Origin of the sequence: Butyrivibrio sp. VCD2006 (genome assembly GCF_000423925.1) — a bacterium.
GTDB lineage: Bacteria > Bacillota > Clostridia > Lachnospirales > Lachnospiraceae > Butyrivibrio.
This window is the reverse complement of sequence record NZ_AUIX01000040.1, coordinates 14,673-32,378: the sequence shown is the minus strand read 5'-3', so window position 1 is coordinate 32,378 and position 17,706 is coordinate 14,673. Positions and strand designations below refer to the sequence as shown.

At 38.1% G+C, this 17,706-nt stretch carries 14 protein-coding genes, 1 tRNA gene and 1 riboswitch; of the genes, 2 read left to right on the top strand and 13 right to left on the bottom strand.

All coding sequences use genetic code 11. The features are described 5' to 3' along the window. Positions 1–63: 63 nt before the first annotated feature. Together G586_RS0114095 and G586_RS26205 are read right to left on the bottom strand one after the other, a co-directional pair. A complete protein-coding gene (locus G586_RS0114095) occupies positions 64–1,536 on the bottom strand; it encodes a DUF2828 family protein (RefSeq protein ID WP_026528273.1) in 1,473 nt (490 codons plus the stop codon). A 141-nt stretch (positions 1,537–1,677) separates the two neighbouring features. Continuing rightward, positions 1,678–1,752 (bottom strand) — tRNA-Ile (locus tag G586_RS26205). Positions 1,753–2,180: 428 nt separating this feature from the next. Between G586_RS26205 and G586_RS0114090 the strand changes: the two genes are divergently transcribed. Beyond that, a complete protein-coding gene (locus tag G586_RS0114090) occupies positions 2,181–3,167 on the top strand; it encodes a WYL domain-containing protein (protein WP_026528272.1) in 987 nt (328 codons plus the stop codon). A gap of 57 nt (positions 3,168–3,224) precedes the next feature. Here the strand turns inward: G586_RS0114090 and G586_RS0114085 are convergent, their stop codons facing one another. Both G586_RS0114085 and G586_RS23195 read right to left on the bottom strand, forming a co-directional pair. Continuing rightward, on the bottom strand, positions 3,225–3,485 hold the full coding sequence (locus G586_RS0114085) for a hypothetical protein (protein ID WP_026528271.1): 261 nt from the start codon (positions 3,483–3,485) through the stop codon (positions 3,225–3,227). A 52-nt stretch (positions 3,486–3,537) separates the two neighbouring features. Continuing rightward, positions 3,538–5,373, bottom strand: coding sequence for an IS1096 element passenger TnpR family protein (locus G586_RS23195; RefSeq protein WP_035773379.1), 1,836 nt, complete (start codon positions 5,371–5,373; stop codon positions 3,538–3,540). Positions 5,374–5,556: 183 nt separating this feature from the next. Between G586_RS23195 and G586_RS0114075 the strand changes: the two genes are divergently transcribed. Then, complete coding sequence (locus tag G586_RS0114075; protein WP_026528270.1) at positions 5,557–5,775, top strand: hypothetical protein; 219 nt, start codon at positions 5,557–5,559, stop codon at positions 5,773–5,775. 119 nt (positions 5,776–5,894) lie between these two features. On the opposite strand, the gene G586_RS0114070 is transcribed toward G586_RS0114075, so the two are convergent. The 9 genes from G586_RS0114070 to G586_RS0114025 all read right to left on the bottom strand — a co-directional run bounded on the left by G586_RS0114070 (position 5,895) and on the right by G586_RS0114025 (position 17,514). After that, positions 5,895–6,644, bottom strand: coding sequence for a hypothetical protein (locus G586_RS0114070; protein WP_026528269.1), 750 nt, complete (start codon positions 6,642–6,644; stop codon positions 5,895–5,897). 51 nt (positions 6,645–6,695) lie between these two features. Continuing rightward, a complete protein-coding gene (locus G586_RS0114065) occupies positions 6,696–7,100 on the bottom strand; it encodes a hypothetical protein (RefSeq protein ID WP_026528268.1) in 405 nt (134 codons plus the stop codon). Positions 7,101–7,102: 2 nt separating this feature from the next. Then, a complete protein-coding gene (locus G586_RS0114060; RefSeq protein ID WP_026528267.1) occupies positions 7,103–9,142 on the bottom strand; it encodes a hypothetical protein in 2,040 nt (679 codons plus the stop codon). A 63-nt stretch (positions 9,143–9,205) separates the two neighbouring features. Further along, positions 9,206–13,006: an InlB B-repeat-containing protein gene (locus tag G586_RS0114055; RefSeq protein WP_026528266.1), complete on the bottom strand. Its 3,801-nt coding sequence runs from the start codon at positions 13,004–13,006 to the stop codon at positions 9,206–9,208. A 157-nt stretch (positions 13,007–13,163) separates the two neighbouring features. Next, a riboswitch (cyclic di-GMP riboswitch) is annotated at positions 13,164–13,240 on the bottom strand. 152 nt (positions 13,241–13,392) lie between these two features. After that, a complete protein-coding gene (locus G586_RS0114050; RefSeq protein ID WP_026528265.1) occupies positions 13,393–13,662 on the bottom strand; it encodes a hypothetical protein in 270 nt (89 codons plus the stop codon). A 42-nt stretch (positions 13,663–13,704) separates the two neighbouring features. Next, positions 13,705–14,232, bottom strand: coding sequence for a hypothetical protein (locus G586_RS0114045; RefSeq protein WP_026528264.1), 528 nt, complete (start codon positions 14,230–14,232; stop codon positions 13,705–13,707). A 202-nt stretch (positions 14,233–14,434) separates the two neighbouring features. Continuing rightward, complete coding sequence (locus G586_RS0114035; RefSeq protein WP_026528263.1) at positions 14,435–15,079, bottom strand: hypothetical protein; 645 nt, start codon at positions 15,077–15,079, stop codon at positions 14,435–14,437. Positions 15,080–15,107: 28 nt separating this feature from the next. Beyond that, positions 15,108–16,322, bottom strand: a complete 1,215-nt coding sequence (locus tag G586_RS0114030; RefSeq protein ID WP_026528262.1) for a hypothetical protein — start codon at positions 16,320–16,322, stop codon at positions 15,108–15,110. A 217-nt stretch (positions 16,323–16,539) separates the two neighbouring features. Beyond that, positions 16,540–17,514 carry a macro domain-containing protein gene (locus G586_RS0114025; RefSeq protein WP_207640725.1) on the bottom strand — a complete coding sequence of 325 codons (975 nt, stop codon included), beginning with the start codon at positions 17,512–17,514 and terminating at the stop codon, positions 16,540–16,542. Positions 17,515–17,706 lie beyond the last annotated feature (192 nt).

The window sequence follows — 17,706 nt, the reverse complement described above, 5'->3', positions numbered from 1 at the left end:
ATAATTGCTGTATGCACCTTTATATGTAGCTGGCAGCTTCATTCTGCCAGCCAATTCATCTAATTAAGCAGCGATCCTTTCGTATCGTGCTGATGAAAGAACGCTCATCATAAACTTATAGGGTTCGAGATCACCCTCTTTTAACATGGAGAATATCTGAGGGCTGCAACCTGAAACAAGAGCTACTCCTCTGTCATTCATCATTACAGGCTGCTGACAGTTACGGCTGTTCACATTCCAGAAAACTATCTGGGGAAGCTTATAGCCATATTTCTCAAACTCAGCCCTGGCATACTCAAAATTGGAAGCCTTGGCATTTCCCACGCAGCAGTCAAATTCCATGTCGGAGATAATGTAGAGATTCTCAGGCATCTCGGACTGCTTAAGGTTATTCATGACAGCTGTTCTTAATATAAGGGCAAAAGTTCTGCCTATATCTGTATTGCTGCATTCATTGAAACCCATGCAGTAGCGCACCTTTTCCACAATATCTCTGCCCTTAATTTCAACTAATCTGGGATTAGTTGAAAAGGTTATGAAATGATTATGGAAAGCACCGGTATTTCTCTCTGCAAAGTATATGCCAAGAGACTGGGCAACTGCCGCAGGAAGAGGATTCGCACCCCAGTACATGGAGCCTGAACCGTCCACCACAACCAGTGAATTCTCAGCACCTGCAAAATTCTCAAGTGTATTCCATGTAGCATTCATGGCACGTCTCTCTTCCTTTGTAAAAGTAGCTCTCTTTATCACAGGAGCTATTACATCGTAAGGAGCAAGTGTGCCCGTATGCATGATGGAAGGATCCGTCTCAGCCTTAGTTATGAAAGCAGTATATCTTTCCTGGTCGTTTCTTAAAAACGCCTGTCTGTACTTATAGAGAGCCTTTGAAGGCTGCTTCTCATAATCAAAGGAGTAATCCTTTTCTCTTAAGTTGTTCTCTATAATTCTGATCTGTGCTCTGAGTGCAGATAAAGTTTTTCTGTACTCGGCATCAGTCATACCCATGGCTCTGGCGATCTTTCTAGCATTTTTCACTACTTCCTTATTGCTTGTATTAACAGAAGGAAGCCACTTTGCAAGAAGTGAAACAGTTTCGTTTTCTTCATGAAAACCGCTCATTATCTCGATATCTTTTTTCAAAGACTTGGCGATATAAGCCATCACTTCCTTCTCTACAGGTGTACCGATGAGAGCAAGAAGGTCATCATATCTGCCATATTCAGCCACGTTCTCAATATTCTTTTTTACAGACTGCGGCTCAGCCATGGCAAGGTACTGAAGTATTACCCTGAAAACTCTTCTCTCACCAAGACCGCCCCTGATATCTCTTGCGAAAAAGAGCATTTTCATAGCAAGATCAGCGTCCTCTGCATAAGCCTTTAAAAATCTGCATACTATATCATCATCAGATGCATTTCTGAGTGCGCCGATTGTAGCAAACATATCAAGGCAATCTGACTGGGTCGATACATATGTAACTGCGCCGTTTTCTGTATAAGTCTTATTTGCTTCCTTCTTTAAATACTCTAACATCGCATTTTCCTCCTTGCTTACAAAGTGCACCCGGGCTAAGTCCCGGGTCACTTCCCCTACGCAGGCAGGGCATGTTTTTAATACATGGTCTGTAATGTTTTTGCTGTATGCACCTTTTTATAATCACTAGATACAACCTTTTTAACAGTAGAGGGATTCGAACCCTCCCCAACTCCTGGGTATAAGCCAGGCGCTTCCCATAGAAGCTAACCATTGGAATTATTGCTGTTCGTATCTATATAGATTATTCTTTTGTAACCGCCGGAAGATTGGTGGCATCCTCCAGCACCAAGATACAGTTTTCACATGCCGCAGGCTCTTACCCCGCAATGCCTGGGTCTTACCACCATTAACCGATCAACATGTCCCTGATTATTGCTGCATGTATCTTTCTGTATTTCAGCCTTTCAAGACACACTTCCCTTTCAGGGCAGGATTCGAACCTGCAAGGCTGGACCATAATCCGGCTGTGCCAATCACTTTGCTGATGGTGTCTTTGGCTTTGTTGTGATTTAATCATATCCCAGAGCATAGGATATAAAAAGATGCAGTTTGACTATTCGTTACAACCCCAATATACTATTAAATATACTAATAATTCGTTTTTGTATTATTGTTTCTACAACCCCAATTAAGAGGTGATTATGACTGAGAAATATAAAATATATTTATCTGAAGACACGAGATCAAGACTTATTAACGATGCAGAATTGTTCGAATTCACCAAGAAAGATGAAACCGTAAACCTAAATGCATTCCTGAAGACCCTGATTGTCAATTACTTCGACAGATACAGGCATGACAGCGATGCCCTGCTTAACAACATAATAAGTGATCTCACCGCCATGACATCTATTTCTGATAAGGATGCATCGGCCCTGGCAGATAAGATTGTCAGCACATATATCAAAAATGAAAAGATAACCAGTTCCAAGAACATAGCTGTCACTCTTACTGTAAGCGGATCCTCCTATGACATTATCCGGATTATCGAGAACAACATGCTAAAAGACACTTCTCTTTCCCAGTACCTTAAGGACATGTTCAATTCATACCTGTCCATTCCAAGAAGTGAACGTGAAGCCATAATATTCATGGATACATATGAGGATATCGAGAAGGCGCTCAAAACAAAGCGTGTTATTACTTTCACAACCACATCCTCTGAAGATAACCGCTCCTTTACAGTAGAGCCCTACTTCATTGCACCTTCAAAGGAAGAACTATGCAATTATCTCCTATGTAGAGATATCCGTTCCAATACGCCAAGAACCTTCAGAATATCCAGAATTAGAAGTGCTTTTGTAACATCCGACAATTTTGAACCTGATGAAGCACTAAAAAAAGAGCTCCAGGAAAAAGCTATCCGGAGCCCTCACTCAGTATCTAAGACAGTATCTGCAGTAATCAAATTAAACAAATTTGGTAAAAGAATGTTCCGTGTTATCACAAAGAACCGGCCTTTGGTATCAAAGATTGATGGAGACCTTTATTACTTTGACTGGCCCGAATTACAACTTGAAGAATACTTCAAGCGCTTTGGAAGAGATGCCGTAGTAATAGAACCTGCGTCTCTCAAAGAAAGGCTTCGAAAATACTATTATTATGCTCTCCGAGAATACAGTAAATAGACAATTAAACATGTCCGCCCCAGTAACTTTTGAGCCAATAAAATACAGCTGCGAATTTTACTCCACAGCTGCCCGTTTTATTTTTATAGAAATCGCGTGTAATACAAAGCTTAGACATATTACTGCAATGGCTATTCCCACACATGTATGCAAAACTGGTCTCATGAGTGGCGAATACTCTTCAGGAGCATATATACCATTTGCATGCAACTTTACAGAATAATAGATCCAGTAAACAGTCGATGCCAGTGCCACAATCCATAGGCATATTCTGATGCCAAACAGTATTTTAATTTGAGTTTTATATTTCTCTATCATAAACGTATTATCCTTCTTTGTTGCTCATACCACGGCTTTACATATTCCAATATTACAGCATATTCTCAGGCTTACTCATCCTGCCCGTCCACCCAAGGCTTCTTGCCCAGGTTTTCATACTCTCCTTTTCTTCTGGATCATCACCGGCAAGTGTCTCGAGCATTTCACAAAAACCACCTATTCCACCGACATCATCAACTAAATACAGTCCGTCTGCAGCAACACATTTAGGACGCTGTTTCACATCTATATATGCCAGTTCCGTGCGTAATTCCTCATCAACTTCCTTACCATCCTGGAAATATCTGAATCTTCTAAGCCCATCGCTTTCCTTCATAATATCCACGACAAATGCTCCGCAGGTTGACAGATCTGCGTTAGTCTTCCGGTCATACTTATCAAGTACGGTAATCTTCACGCACCAGTCATCACCATAATCGTACAGATAATATAATGTATCAAAGAGCGGTGTGAGCTTGGGATTATATTCATCGAAAAGCTTACTGCATGCACGCTCGTACACAGGTATTAAGAAATCAGCTGATTCCAGCCATTCCTCTGCAGTACGTCCTGTTTCTTTTTTCAACTCCTCTGCATGCCTGAAATAGATACGATTCTCAACTGCCGACCTGTTTCGTCTCCATAACTTAAGACTGTCTGCGGCATCATTCAGATCTTTTAAGCCTTTGGCGCTCTCAGCATTTATCATCCGTTCAGTTTCCTGCTTCTTTTCGGAAAGCCTCTCCAACCACTTTTTATAAGCCTTCTCCCTGGTTTTCCCTTCCTTTGGCGCATTTGTTGTAAGCAGTTCCCCAAGTGTCAGTCTCTCTGAAAGGAAGTTCAGATTTTCCTCCATTATAATCTGATGTTCCATCTCATCAAGCGTCATATCTGCTGTTATCTTGGTGAAATGTTCTGAAAAATCCTTTATCTGCCTCTGCGCATCAAAATATGTGTCACACACAGCCTTTTGTCTGTATGGGCCTATGTATTTTCTCTTAAACCAGCTCTTTACGCTCTCACCGGATTCATAGTCATCATCCCAGTAAAAATCGTTTGAATCATCATTAGGAAAATGCAACAAGCTTCCGCAGAGATTTTCCCAGCCTCCGACTGTTCCCCTTGTAAGCGCCTTGAATTCCTCCGGTGGTATTGAAAAATTGTGGAGATGACTGTTCTGCCACCCGAACAGGCGCTGTATCATATAGTGCATGGCATGAAGGTTCATTGTGCTAGGAACCAGAACTTCCCTGGATATTCCTTCCTTTGCTTTAGCAAGTTTCAGGAAAGTATCTTTTTCATCACCTTCCATGCCTAGCCCATCATCTTCACCGTAAATAAAGTCTTCCACTAGTTCCAACTTTAGCCTGAATACGGATTCACTGTTATAAAACGGATTATTCTTAAGCTCTTCTTCGGTGTGGGGCTTTGTATTTATATTCCCCTCCCCTCCGGCTCCGTTTTTCATCAGATAATTCATATCTATACTGTAGCGATCAGTCTTCATTGCAGCATCCTCCTTATTTCGCATCTTCTCAGCTGCAACGTGCATCCGATCCCGGTAATCCTTGGACTTAATGGCATCAGTCGAATCGGATTTCCCATACTGACCGCGGCTATATGGCAAAAATGTCTGTATTGTCCTTACATCCTTCCCCAGCCTTTCTGCTATCTCTTCAGTAGATAAGCCCTGCTGTCGCAGTTCCGCTATCTGCCTCGTCCGTTTTGAACTCCACAGGCCTTCTGTTATCAAAACCCTCTGTACTCTTACCTGGGTTGTCCCAAGTTTTTTGGCAATCTGGGCTATTGACTTTATGGTCTGGTATTCGTCTATAATATTCTGGTAAAGTTCATCAATCTCGTTGTTATCCGGTATCTTTTCCGTCACAGCTTTTGCTTCCTTTCGATAAGTTTGGTAGCTACTGACCTAAAGATATCGTTTATCTCGTTTTGTGTCAACCTAGGTTTTAGAAGATAATTTAATAATTTCTTAAAGTACAAATTTCATCCCAAGTGATACAATATCTTGTAGAGATACGCAAATCCTTCCACAATATAAAGGAGTCCAATCATGCCAGATTTAGCACTGTTTCCTTCCAGGATAACTATTGACGGTTTTGTTTATGACAAGCAGGGGTACAATGACATCGGTGGCGTCTTCTATAATTCCAAAGATAACCCATCCGATATCACAAGCAAGTTCATCAGTCTTTATCCTGATGGCAAGCTCACCTATCTCTTCGACGGACTTGATTTTATCTGGAACAAGGATTTCCAGGTTGTGAAATAATAAAATGCATAAAATCGCCAGGGTCTTCATGATAAAGATCCTGGCGTTTAAAATTTCTATACTCCAATTCTTTAGTATGCAGCCGAAGATAATAATCGGCTCAAATTGCCTCTCTCAGACTAATCTTGCCACTCATAGTCATCGTCTGCTATGATTCCCTCAGCAGTTAATCTCGCTAATAATTGTAATTTGTCTCTATGCTCGATGATTATTACTTCTTCCCTACCATCTAATGAAACCATATAACATTTATTGCCATATAAGAAATATATTTTTCTTAAAATTCCCGCTTCACGTTCCATTACTATTTTAATGCATTGGATTATTCCCTGTTCCCAATCACCTGGCACTCGTTCTTTCTTAATTATGACCAACTCCAAATGATGAAATCCATCCTTATACTTGTTAGCTGAAACTACTTTCTTTCTAATACTATTAATTAACAGTTGATATTCTAATTGTGCACCTTTCCCCATAGTCGTTTCTGTACTAATATCATAGGAATCATTATATCCGCCACCTCTTATTGCACGCACTCCGATGTCTACGACCTCAACATTATTCTTATGAGTCTCTAGCTTTTTCTTGATTTTTTCATCATGAGACACTGCATATTCCGAAAGCAATCTATTGTCTTCATTATCATTTTCCGAATCAGCTGTTGTTACTTCAATCCCATAACTACCTTCAAGTGACTTCAAATCCGGACGATCAGTTTTTTTTCTCATTAAATCTTTATATTCATACGGAAACAAAGATTTTAATACCGCCAAAGCATAATATTCCCGAGAATCCTTCAGTTTTCTAGAATCTATCGCACCATGTATTTGGGCAAACCCCGTATTTAATCTTTCTGTCTCTAAGTGCATTCTATCTTGTTTCTCCTATATCATCTTGCCTATCACTAAGACTTTCCACTATTATTGTTGGTAATAATAACCCTTACATCCAAATAGTATTGCCTCAATAGAATTATGATCGTCCTGCATAACTGTGATCCCTATAGAAGTTTTTTCATCAATCCAATCATCATCATCCTTATGAATCTCTGGAAATACTTTTTTAGAATTATCAACTTTTCCAGGAAATACCTCATAACCGGCGACTATTACTTTCACTTTCCCAAATATTTCTATTGCCTCAAATAAGCCATCTTCAGAATAGTAAACATGAAAGTCCTTATATGAGTCCATTGTATTTTTTGAAAACTTATTCTTTTTTATTTCCTTATACTTATTTCCAAATATCTTTCGAGCGCTTTCCCTGTCACATCCAAATTTCACTCCATTTACTTGAACAAGTGGCTCAATTGTAATTTTCTTCATTCTTACCACCAACCTATCTGACGCGCATATTCAAGCATTTCTTTTATGGCATCATCATATTTATCACCGAATTTCTGTGTTATGTCGTCTATATCCATTTGTATAGCATCATGATAATTGCCATTTTCGATTAATTCCCTCTGAATTGCCCTATATCTACGCGCTTCGTATGAATTTCCACAGCTTGCCGTAAGTCCATGATCCTCCTTTGTCATCTTTATTGAAGGCCCATCTCCACGGACTATAGCATCTGTTGAATCGAACGAAGGCATCTCATGCACTTGAGTATAATCACCATTGCTATATTTTCTTAATTCCGAATATGCACCACCTTTTTTCCCGGAGTTCAGAGTTGTCTGTACGTTATACTCATGCATACCAGCCTGTGAGGCTTCATAGATTGATTTTGGTGCAAGCACATCCTCTATCGCAGCATTCTTTAAATGAACCTGATGATTACCAATAAATGTTGATGCACCATCAGAAAGCTTTAACAACCAATTCTCCGGATTGCTCTTTCTAAGCGCATTCATTCCAGCATGCCCCGCTTCACCCAAGGCAGCGGTCGCTGCCGTACAACAAGCGCCTACAGCAGCACCTACCAAAAATGAATCCCAAATTTCTTCTTCACTTTTGTTATCTATAATAGCAAACGATGCATTTGTAGCACCCAAAATAACTGAATTCGAAATAGTTTGGAAACCATATCCTGCTAATCTACCAAGAATTTCATTACCAACCTTCGTAGTTACTCCTTTAGTAATTGCATTTACACCTAAAGGACAAGCCCACGCCATTAATGCTGCAGCAGTTGCTGATATTGCAACTTTCTCCCAGTTAATGCATTCGACTGCGTTATTCTCTATGACTACCTGCATAAAAACATCTATTGCAGCGCCACATACCGCGCTAGATGCAAGCTTAGAGGAAGGAACAAGTATCTCCAGGGCAATGCTTCCTGCAACAGCCATTCCACATCCAATGCCAACAAGCCACTTTGCCATAGCTGATGGTTCTTTAGGAATTCCTTCATCAATACTTACTTTTACATTTCCGTCAGGAGTATAACTGACGCACTGGTTGGGATCTACCTTTTTTACTTCTTTAACAAGCTCATTTACATTACACCCCAGGAAAGTCTTTTCATTAAACTTACTCAAGTATGTTTCTACTGCTTCTTGCCCGAATTTCAGAGATGTATCTATTCTTACTGAAAAAGCATTACTATCCTGCTCATCAAGAATTCTATTAATTTCAGCTTCTAGCTCATTAAAATCAACATTTTCAAATACTGCTTCCCCGGACAATTCAACATAATTTCCGACCTCTGGATTATAAAGATATTTATTATCATCATAAGAATATAATGCCCCTAATCCTGTATCGCAAATTTCCTCGGAATAGTCACATTCTTCATGAAAAATCTTTCCTGCTTTATCTATTCCATACTTAACGTATTTTCCATCTACGACGCAATGTTCCTCATATGGTTCTGTCTTATAAGCCAGCACAAAACCATATTTTTCATCCGAATATGATAGATTCTCTATTTCCAATCCAGATTCTATATCCTCTTCGGATATGCCTACATCTCCTTCATCAATTAAAAACCCTGCCGGAAAAAATCCTTTTGTTGCATCGTCAGTTTCAAAATAACTCGAAAAATCAGAATATCCAACGCCATAAATTTCAGAGCCATCAGGAAGTCTTATCGCTGCATCAAATGTATCATACGCAGTAGAATACTCATCAAATATCTTCGAATAAACAAAGAAATTAATGTTTTTTTGCGCAAGTTCAACATCTTCAGCATCTGAAGCCAACACTGAAGCATAATCTTCTGATTCTTTTTTTATCTCTTCATTTATGGTTTTCGCAATATCTGCTGAATTGATTGGAGTTTCTACATTTGAAGCCACATGCCCGTCAACATCTTCATCACTAATATCATTCTTCTGACTGCAACCATACAGACAGCCTGTCACCAAACTAAGAACAAGTAAAAATGACATGTGCCTATTTAGCATTTTTGTTTTAATCATTTTTCCTCATCCTTTCTCAATCTTCATTACTATTTGTCTATACTATGCCTTATACATTAAGCTTCATGAATGCCGTTTCTTGTAAGCAACCGCTCCGCATCCTAAAACTGCCATTAGAGCAACTATGATAAATACAGGGATATCACTGTCCTTACCATCAACATCTTGAATTACATCTTCACTGTTTGCACCTTGATCATTTCCCTTATTGAATTCTGACGGTTCTTCCTGACTGTTCTTTTTACTTTTTTTGATACTAAACTGGGCAGTCAACACAACTTCAGCCTCATCTGATATAGTAAACTTGTTGTCTTTTATCAGAACACCATCCTTCACCCACCCTTCAAACTTATATCCATCAGGTATTTCAGGATCAGGAATATCTATAGTAGTCCCATAATCTGCCTCAATAGAATTAATTACTTCTCCATCCGGCTTACAACAAATTACCTTTTTCTTTGACACTCTCCATATCGGACTGAGCGTTTTCTTCCCATTAAAAGTAATTTGCCCTACAACATTATCAAATATTGTTCCTTCCTCATCACTATAGCCTGCAAATATATAACCTTCGCGTTCAGGGATAGGTAACTCTACATCCCTATCGCCTCTTTTTACAATAATGTCTTTAAATCCATCCGTGCCCTGACCTTTAAATGCAATTGTTGCGTAGATAGAATCCTCAATATTTACCGTAAATGTAAACTTATTCCCGATACGATTCACGACAGAAAGCTCATATTCTCCATCCTCGGACCAAGAACCATTCATCTCCTGCCCTGCCTCATATGCACCTGGAATAGTCCCTTGCTTAGCTTTATTCCATATTATTACCATATTATAGGGATCAAGCTGGTCAGTAATCTTTTTTATTGAGAAAGCATCCGCCTCTATTAATGCTCCGTTATCATTTTGGTCAAGTATAAGTGTTTTTTCTTCCTCTCCTTCAAAATATGAAATTTCGATCTCAGCTGTGTTATCTCCATTTGCAAAATAAACTGCCTCATATGAGTTCGAATCTCCATATATCGTTTCTTCAAAAATTGTCACCTTTCCGGTAGCGCACTTATGATTCTCCAATTGAGGTGATACATCTTCCCCATAAATAATCTGAATTTCTTTCCCTTCAGCATCCATAATTTTTACGGAATTTGAATCACACCCATACTTATCTTTAGTAAATTTAAACTCCTTGTTCTTTGTTTCTGTTTCTGCGTTTTCACCAGTAGGTTGGAATGCATACATCTTTGCATTTAATATTGGAAGTGCATCTGTTATTTCAAGTTTCTCACGTTGATTTGTCCCTGCTTCATATGTAATAACATCCTTGCAATATTTATATGTTTCCAGACTACTTCCCTTCGCTATTCTGTAAGTATTTTCATCGGATGCATCTATATAGAGCTCTTGCACCTTATCATCTGCATTATCCTGATAATCATCAGATAACGCAAAGTTATCATCATACTTTGCTCTGCGAAGTTCCTCAGATGAATCCGAATATGTTACTGTTCCATCCTCCTGTTTCATCACCCTTCCAGCTTCATTTCTCCTCGATGCCTCAATTGCCGCTTCACGAGTCGCATATACATAAGTAATATTCCCATTTCCTCTACTCCTTCTTGTTACACCAAAATATTTATGATGAATACCACTTATGTTTTTTCTTTCCCATTCCAATAATGCTTTGTAATTACATTGAGGTCCAGGTGCTGTTCCTTCCTCAATAATGTGAAAGTGATATGTAATAACTTTATTATCACCCGATGGCTCTTTTGTGTTATAGGTTGGATTTATGTTAAATACCGCTTCATATTCTCCAGCTTCGGTCAGTACAGCCTCTCTCATTGAGTGGTTTGCCTTAATATCAATACTTTTACCGGTATTTAAATTTCTTATACTTCCATAAAGAGGTTGATAATAATTGCTAACTTTAGATAAACTATACTTCGTTTTTCCTCCTTCAAATACTGGATACTTGGCCGCGCCATCAAATATTCGCTTACCATCAATTAAGCCCTCTCCAAAATAGAGTTTAATAGTCCCTTCTGTTGTTAAGCGATCCACATAAAGTGTAACGTCTTTTGTTGATCCTACCGCGCTTTCAAGGTGTATGTCATATCTTCCATTTTCTGTATACTCGTCCTTTTCATTTTGGAAAATCTGGGATCCATCTTTTTTGATTGTATACTCCACTGTAGGATTTAGTGATCTATCAATAGCAAATCCGCTTACTGTAACTGCACCTGAATCCATAGTTTCAGCAGTTTCATACATTTCTAATGTTCCTTCATCCCAATCTCCATAGACATCGTCGATTGTGTCTTTCCCAGTAAGATTATGAAATGTTACAACATCCAATTTATCGCTGCATAAATAAAACTCATATTTTTCCAAGCATCGTCTTTTTTCTTTTCCATCAACTTGCTTTACCTTGTACGCATATAGAATTCTTATGTATTTTCCTTTAATTAGATCATCCCCACTCAAATGATAAACGAGGATATCTCCTAAGCCAGCATAATAATCACCATATCCAATAGGCTTTATCCTATTCGGATATTCGTTATTTTTCACTGTGTTCCATGACTTTGGCTTTCCATCTGATGACTCCTGAATTATCAGAGTGCCAGCCCCAACACTATCAGTTTTTATATCATCTACCGTCTGTTCCTCTTTTTTCCCCCATTCATCACTAACCACTTCCCATCCTGTACTTTTATATTCCTTCAAGTCTCTAAGATTCATATAAATATATGCTTCGTCATTTGTAATACCATAGCATTTATATTTATTAATACTCCCTGTCTTTATTGTAGCTCCCGCTTTTTGATTAACCGTTACAGTTGTTATAAAGTCGGACTTTACCTCATTTTCTTGCTTATAACCCGATTTTTCAGGATTTTCATATTTTTCCCCAGCTACAAGAGCTTCCGATAGCCCCTCTGTTACCTTAATGGTACTTGTAAAAGTATCCCCCATTGGAGAGGTTACATTTATTGAATAACTGCCTGGTAAAATAAAAATATCATTTGTCTTTGCTTCCTCAGGGAGTTCAGAATCTTTTTCTACCGTAACTTTCGCATTATTTCCCCTTAAATCAATGATGAACCCACTAGTCGCACTATCCCCATCAGATAATTTGGATCTATCCGAAAGTTCATATAACTGTATTGGGTTATCTGAATATGTAATAAAAAATACACTCTCTTCAGAATAATATCTCTCATCATAATCATCATAATCAATTAATCCAAACCATCCCTCATGTGGATTGATTCCTTTTACCATTAAATATAATGTCAAAATTCTATAATAGGTCCCTCTCTTCACGTCACTATCAATGGTTGTATATAAGTTTGATAAATCTAGCTTTTCATTTGAAAAAACATTTCTAATCGGCTCACATGCATTTTCCCAATTTTTTCCATCTCTAGACTTTTGTATTAGTATCGTTCCATCCCCTATTTTTTTGGAAAACTTAATATCTCCAACTTGCTTTTCATCTGCACCTACATAAAACCACGCTGCTGGATCCCCTGTTGAATATGATTTTGAATTATTTGAATATCCAAACGTAACCATATTCTTTACAGCATATGCCTTCATATCTTTGAACTCTGACTCATGATCAACAGCTCCCTTAATATATATATTTCCAATATTCTTGCCATAGGCGGTCTTAGTAACGATATCTTCTTTTGCAATGCTAAATTTTTCAGTATTCTCATATAATGTTCTGTCTGGAAAATATTGCATACTTTTAGCACTAGCATTAAAAGCAGCTATGCCAAATATGACTAAAACAATTATCATAACACTTACTATGAAATACTTCTTTGCACTTACACTAACATTCATCATACTAATGTCCTCACAAACCGCATACCAAGGCATTGTAAACTATAAATCATAATATAATTTTATCATTTAGCGATAAAAACAATATAAACTTCTGATTAAAAGAGTTTTATTTCTTCATCATAAATACAACAAAAGGAGCCGTAGTCAGCTCCTTTTTCTCTGCAACTGGCTAACTCATTTTGAGTCCCTATAGCTTTGTGCCACCGGATCACTCCGGTTTTACTTATTATTTCTTTCTAATAATTTCTTCTTAGGTACGCCTGCTTCCTTCGTCAATTCAATTGATCATTCGAAGGCAATCATCACATCCGCATGGCCCCAGATTCCTACTATCCAGAGGATGAATCATTTCATTCAGAATCTGCAAATTATGTCAAACAGATCAATCAAAACTCATCTTCAAAATCATCGGCATCGAAACCGGCATCTTCAAGTGCCTCGCGGCGCTCATCGGAATCCATCATCTCCAGATCATCCCTGGAAAGCCCCGCCATTTCCAGCTCATCATCTATCTCATCGTCCTCGTCAATGCCTGAACTACTATCATCTGAGAAAAGCGTATCATTTATAAACGCCCACTCACCGCCATCTATATGGCCATCATGATTAAGATCAAAGGGTGTATTTCCAAACATATCATCAAAAGGACCTGTCATAGCTTGCCTCCTTAAATAACTCCTCAACACTAACAACACTATTCAGTGGTTATCGTTCCAGTAGTCCTCTGCTGCATCGTATGCCTCGTCCTCATCTTCGTAATCGTCCTCGTAATCATAGAACTCTTCATACTTGTCATCAGCAAAATCCTGGGCTGATTTATAATCATGAACTCCGTAATAGTCATAGCTCTTCTTTGATTTACCGGAGCTACTGCTCTTCTTTTTGGTGTTACTCTTACTGCTGGAATAAGAACTGCTGCTTGATTCATCCTTAGGTTTATGCTCGTAGCAGTAGATACTTCCCGTACTTCTCTTCCTGGTACATCCAGACTTAGCACAGTGCTTTGTACTTGTGGTAGAAGAATAACTCTTGCTGCTGGAATATGAGCTGCTGTTGGAAGATCCGCCCTTATGCTCATAGCAGTAAATACTTCCGGTGCTTCTTTTCCTTGTACATCCGGACTTAGCGCACTGGCTATTATATGCAAAAGTGCTCATAGATGTAGTTCCTAATATGGTAATTGCAACAGCGAATGCTATTAAAAGACTGATTATAGATTTCTTCATAACGTACCGCCTCCTTCTCTTGCTTGAAAACGGTGTGGTTCCTCTTTATACAAGAATAAACCTGTTTTATCTACAAATACACACCCGTTTCGGCGAAATATAACGTTTTATTTTACCTGCATTGCATTAGTGAAAAGCACCATCTTTATGGCAGATTTCATAATATTCGCAGGTGCAGAAAAAGTCTGCAATGCATTACCACCTAATTCTTCATCCACTCTAACACTGCTATTGGTCCAAGATCTCTTCCTGCAAAATCCTTAGGTACTATATGAACCAGTTCTCCCTCATGAATTCCAATTTCAGAATCACACGGTTCTTCTAGCACTTTTGCCATAAAGCCACCTGTTGGGACCCAGCTTTGTTCAGACACCCATATTCTCTCAACATTATGATGTTGCGTCATAAACACTGCCAACACATTTTCAATATTTTGAGGATCCCTAAAATCTTCAAACAACGACTCTTCGCTTAAGTCTTTCCTACTTTTCATATAGCCATAGTTTTCCTTTATCTCTTCTGCAAATTTTCTAAATGAAGGAAACATGGCTTCATCATAAGTATTTGCTTGGCAATTTATACTTCCATGTCGAAACGTAGCCCCTATTTTAATGTCTCTTTCTTTGTGATAAGTCACTTTACCATCGTCATGGATAGTAGCCCAACATATAACTTTATAGCTCAGTCCGTATTGCCCATCCATATAACAATAGGTTAGCAATGCATTATCATCAGCCTCTCCATGGTACATAAGCTTGAATATTGCTAATTTCTGAAGAGGTATGTCATAAAACAACACAAAATGATATGGCAAAATTTTAGTATCATATTTTTCAATGTTAAACATCATTTTCTCCTTATCGTTGTTCCACCCTTTATGCTACTTGATCAGACTTCAGATCCGCAATAATCCTCTCAAGCACTCTCCGATATGATTCCTTTGTCACCTTCAGTTCTCCAGAAAAAGTTCTGGCATCATAAGCATTTGGTAAATTCTCATCGTTCTTACATTTCTCAATGAAACTGTTGTAATCTCCAAGTAAATTAACCTTATGCGGACATGCCCCTAAAATTATTGCGCTGTATCTACCGCCATAAGAAAGTCTGCCAGCGTAATTCATAACCTTGTCATAATCTATCTCATAAACAAAGTCCTTCCTCTCGAACCCATAAGTTTTAGATATGCCGTTCATGACCTTCTCATCCAAAGAGCATTCGCCGAGTACCAATATTTTTCCTCTCTGTCCAAGAAGATCATGCCCACCTGATTTATCCGAAATTTCTTTCTTTTCTTCCACAAGATTGTCATTAATATGCGATCTAATTTCTACCATGGCTCTCTTATATTCTGCGTTCTCCTCTTCAAGCTCCTTCATCCTTACTCTGTCAACAGTGTCAAACTCCTCGATAATTCCAAGCAGTTTATCTGAGTAATCCTTCCACTTCTTAACCTGCTCATAAAGAAGTCCTATCGTTATTTCCTTTTCCAACTCACTCATCTCTGGAGCTTGTGGCCTATTATCCTGAGGGGCCTCTACAATAACCTCTTCTGCATTTCTCTCAGGTTCCTCATAATTTAGATTCAGTCCCTTTATGATTTCAGCCATAATACTGCTGCCACTTTCAGCATTACTAGACTTTATTAGATATTCCTGCTCATCATAAATATGTAAATGCACTCTACCGGAAATCTTGTTATCATACTTAACCTTAAGCATTCCCACATTTTTATTTATGTTTCTTCTGTTGTGCGGATAGTGATTTCCTATACTATTTGCCAGCACCCTCATCGTTCCACAGTAATGCCCGCTATAGCTTCCACACCTATTATTTAGAAGAGAAATCATGATGGGTTCACCAGAATAGTCCGTAAATCCACTATCAAGCCACAGATATACTGAGTCTCTATCAGGCTGCATTTTGCATGCACACTTATCATCAATATAAAACCTTGTTGATTTTTCATTTGTCACAAACTTTTTTATGGTCTGAGGATCAGGTATACTCATTCCACTTAGTCTTGCAATACCTTCAACTACACCATCAATATCATCAATTACCACACCGTTATCAATAATAAAATCTGCCATTTTTAACCCTCCATTTTCAATGTTTTGCTAAACATCAACCTATCTTATTACCCATATTTAGCTTTCATCCTAACAAATTTGGTGTACCATAAACCTCTCTGCACAAACAATCATATGTTCTGTATCATTTTCACTTCACCTCCTTCCAAATATTTGAACAAGAAAAATATATCATTTATAAAAAAATAGAAGGTCGCCCATTAAGCGACCTTCTACTTTACGAAATCATAGCCTTCATACCATGTTCTTCTAATTGTATATCCAGTTCAATCATGTCATAGATTCCATTTTCTATAAAAAATGAAAATATCACATCTGTCTTATCACAAGGCGACAGCGCATATCCTGCCCTTGCAAGTAATTCCTTCGATTCTTTAAGATTTAGCTTAGCACCTATGCACAAGCATAATGCTGTCATTTTTTGAGGATGATATTCGGGGTTATTCTTTATCTTTGAAAAGACCTTTTTATCAACAATTGCTCTCCTGTAAACATCAGCATTAGTCATTCCCTTACTTCTTATAGTTTGAAGAAGAAACTCCGAGAAGGTACCAGTCATGTTATCTATTCTCTCAGATAGTACTTCCTCCATTTTATCAAAACTATCATAATCAAAGGTATCATCGGAGTCGTAGTCTTCATGAGCACTACATACTTTAAAATTCTCTGTCTCACTTATTGGTTGGTAATGCTCTTCTATATATTTATTAAGAGAGTTTTTTATGATTTCCCTATGGCCGTTCGATAAATCTTCAAAGTTAAGATATACATCAATATCATCATGTTCCAGAAAACTATTAATCCGATCTATTTCATCCTGAAACTCGTATATTATTGATTCATCACACCCATCATCTAATAAAAACAGGAATGCAATGGATTTTAAATTGTTATCGACAGCTACTCTAAGACAGTTTTCATAACATTTAAGAACCTGTTCCATGTCTATATCTCCATTGATAACTTTTGGAAAAACAACATGAATGATGAATTTCGTATTGATTCCATATCCCGGTGTTATTGCTATCTGTCCAATTATGAGATTATCTGTTTCTTTACCAGTTTCTATAATATAATCTAACGCTGGTAAACATAGTCTTTTATTAACTCCAGCAGAGAGATCATTAACTGATCTGATTGGCCAGACTTCAGTTGGGTCTACTATAGCATCAACTTCTAATTCATCTATCATGTTCCTTGAAATAAATAACGGCATTCAAATCTCCATCCCGATGTAAAACTATCAACTGTCAATGTTTGTTACAACCGATCTTGGTTTCATTTCTTTTTACCTTTTGTACTCTTAATGATCTCTACAATGACAAAGCACAACACCAACACTGAAAAACATATGAACATAAATCCCACGGGGAACTTAAGAATT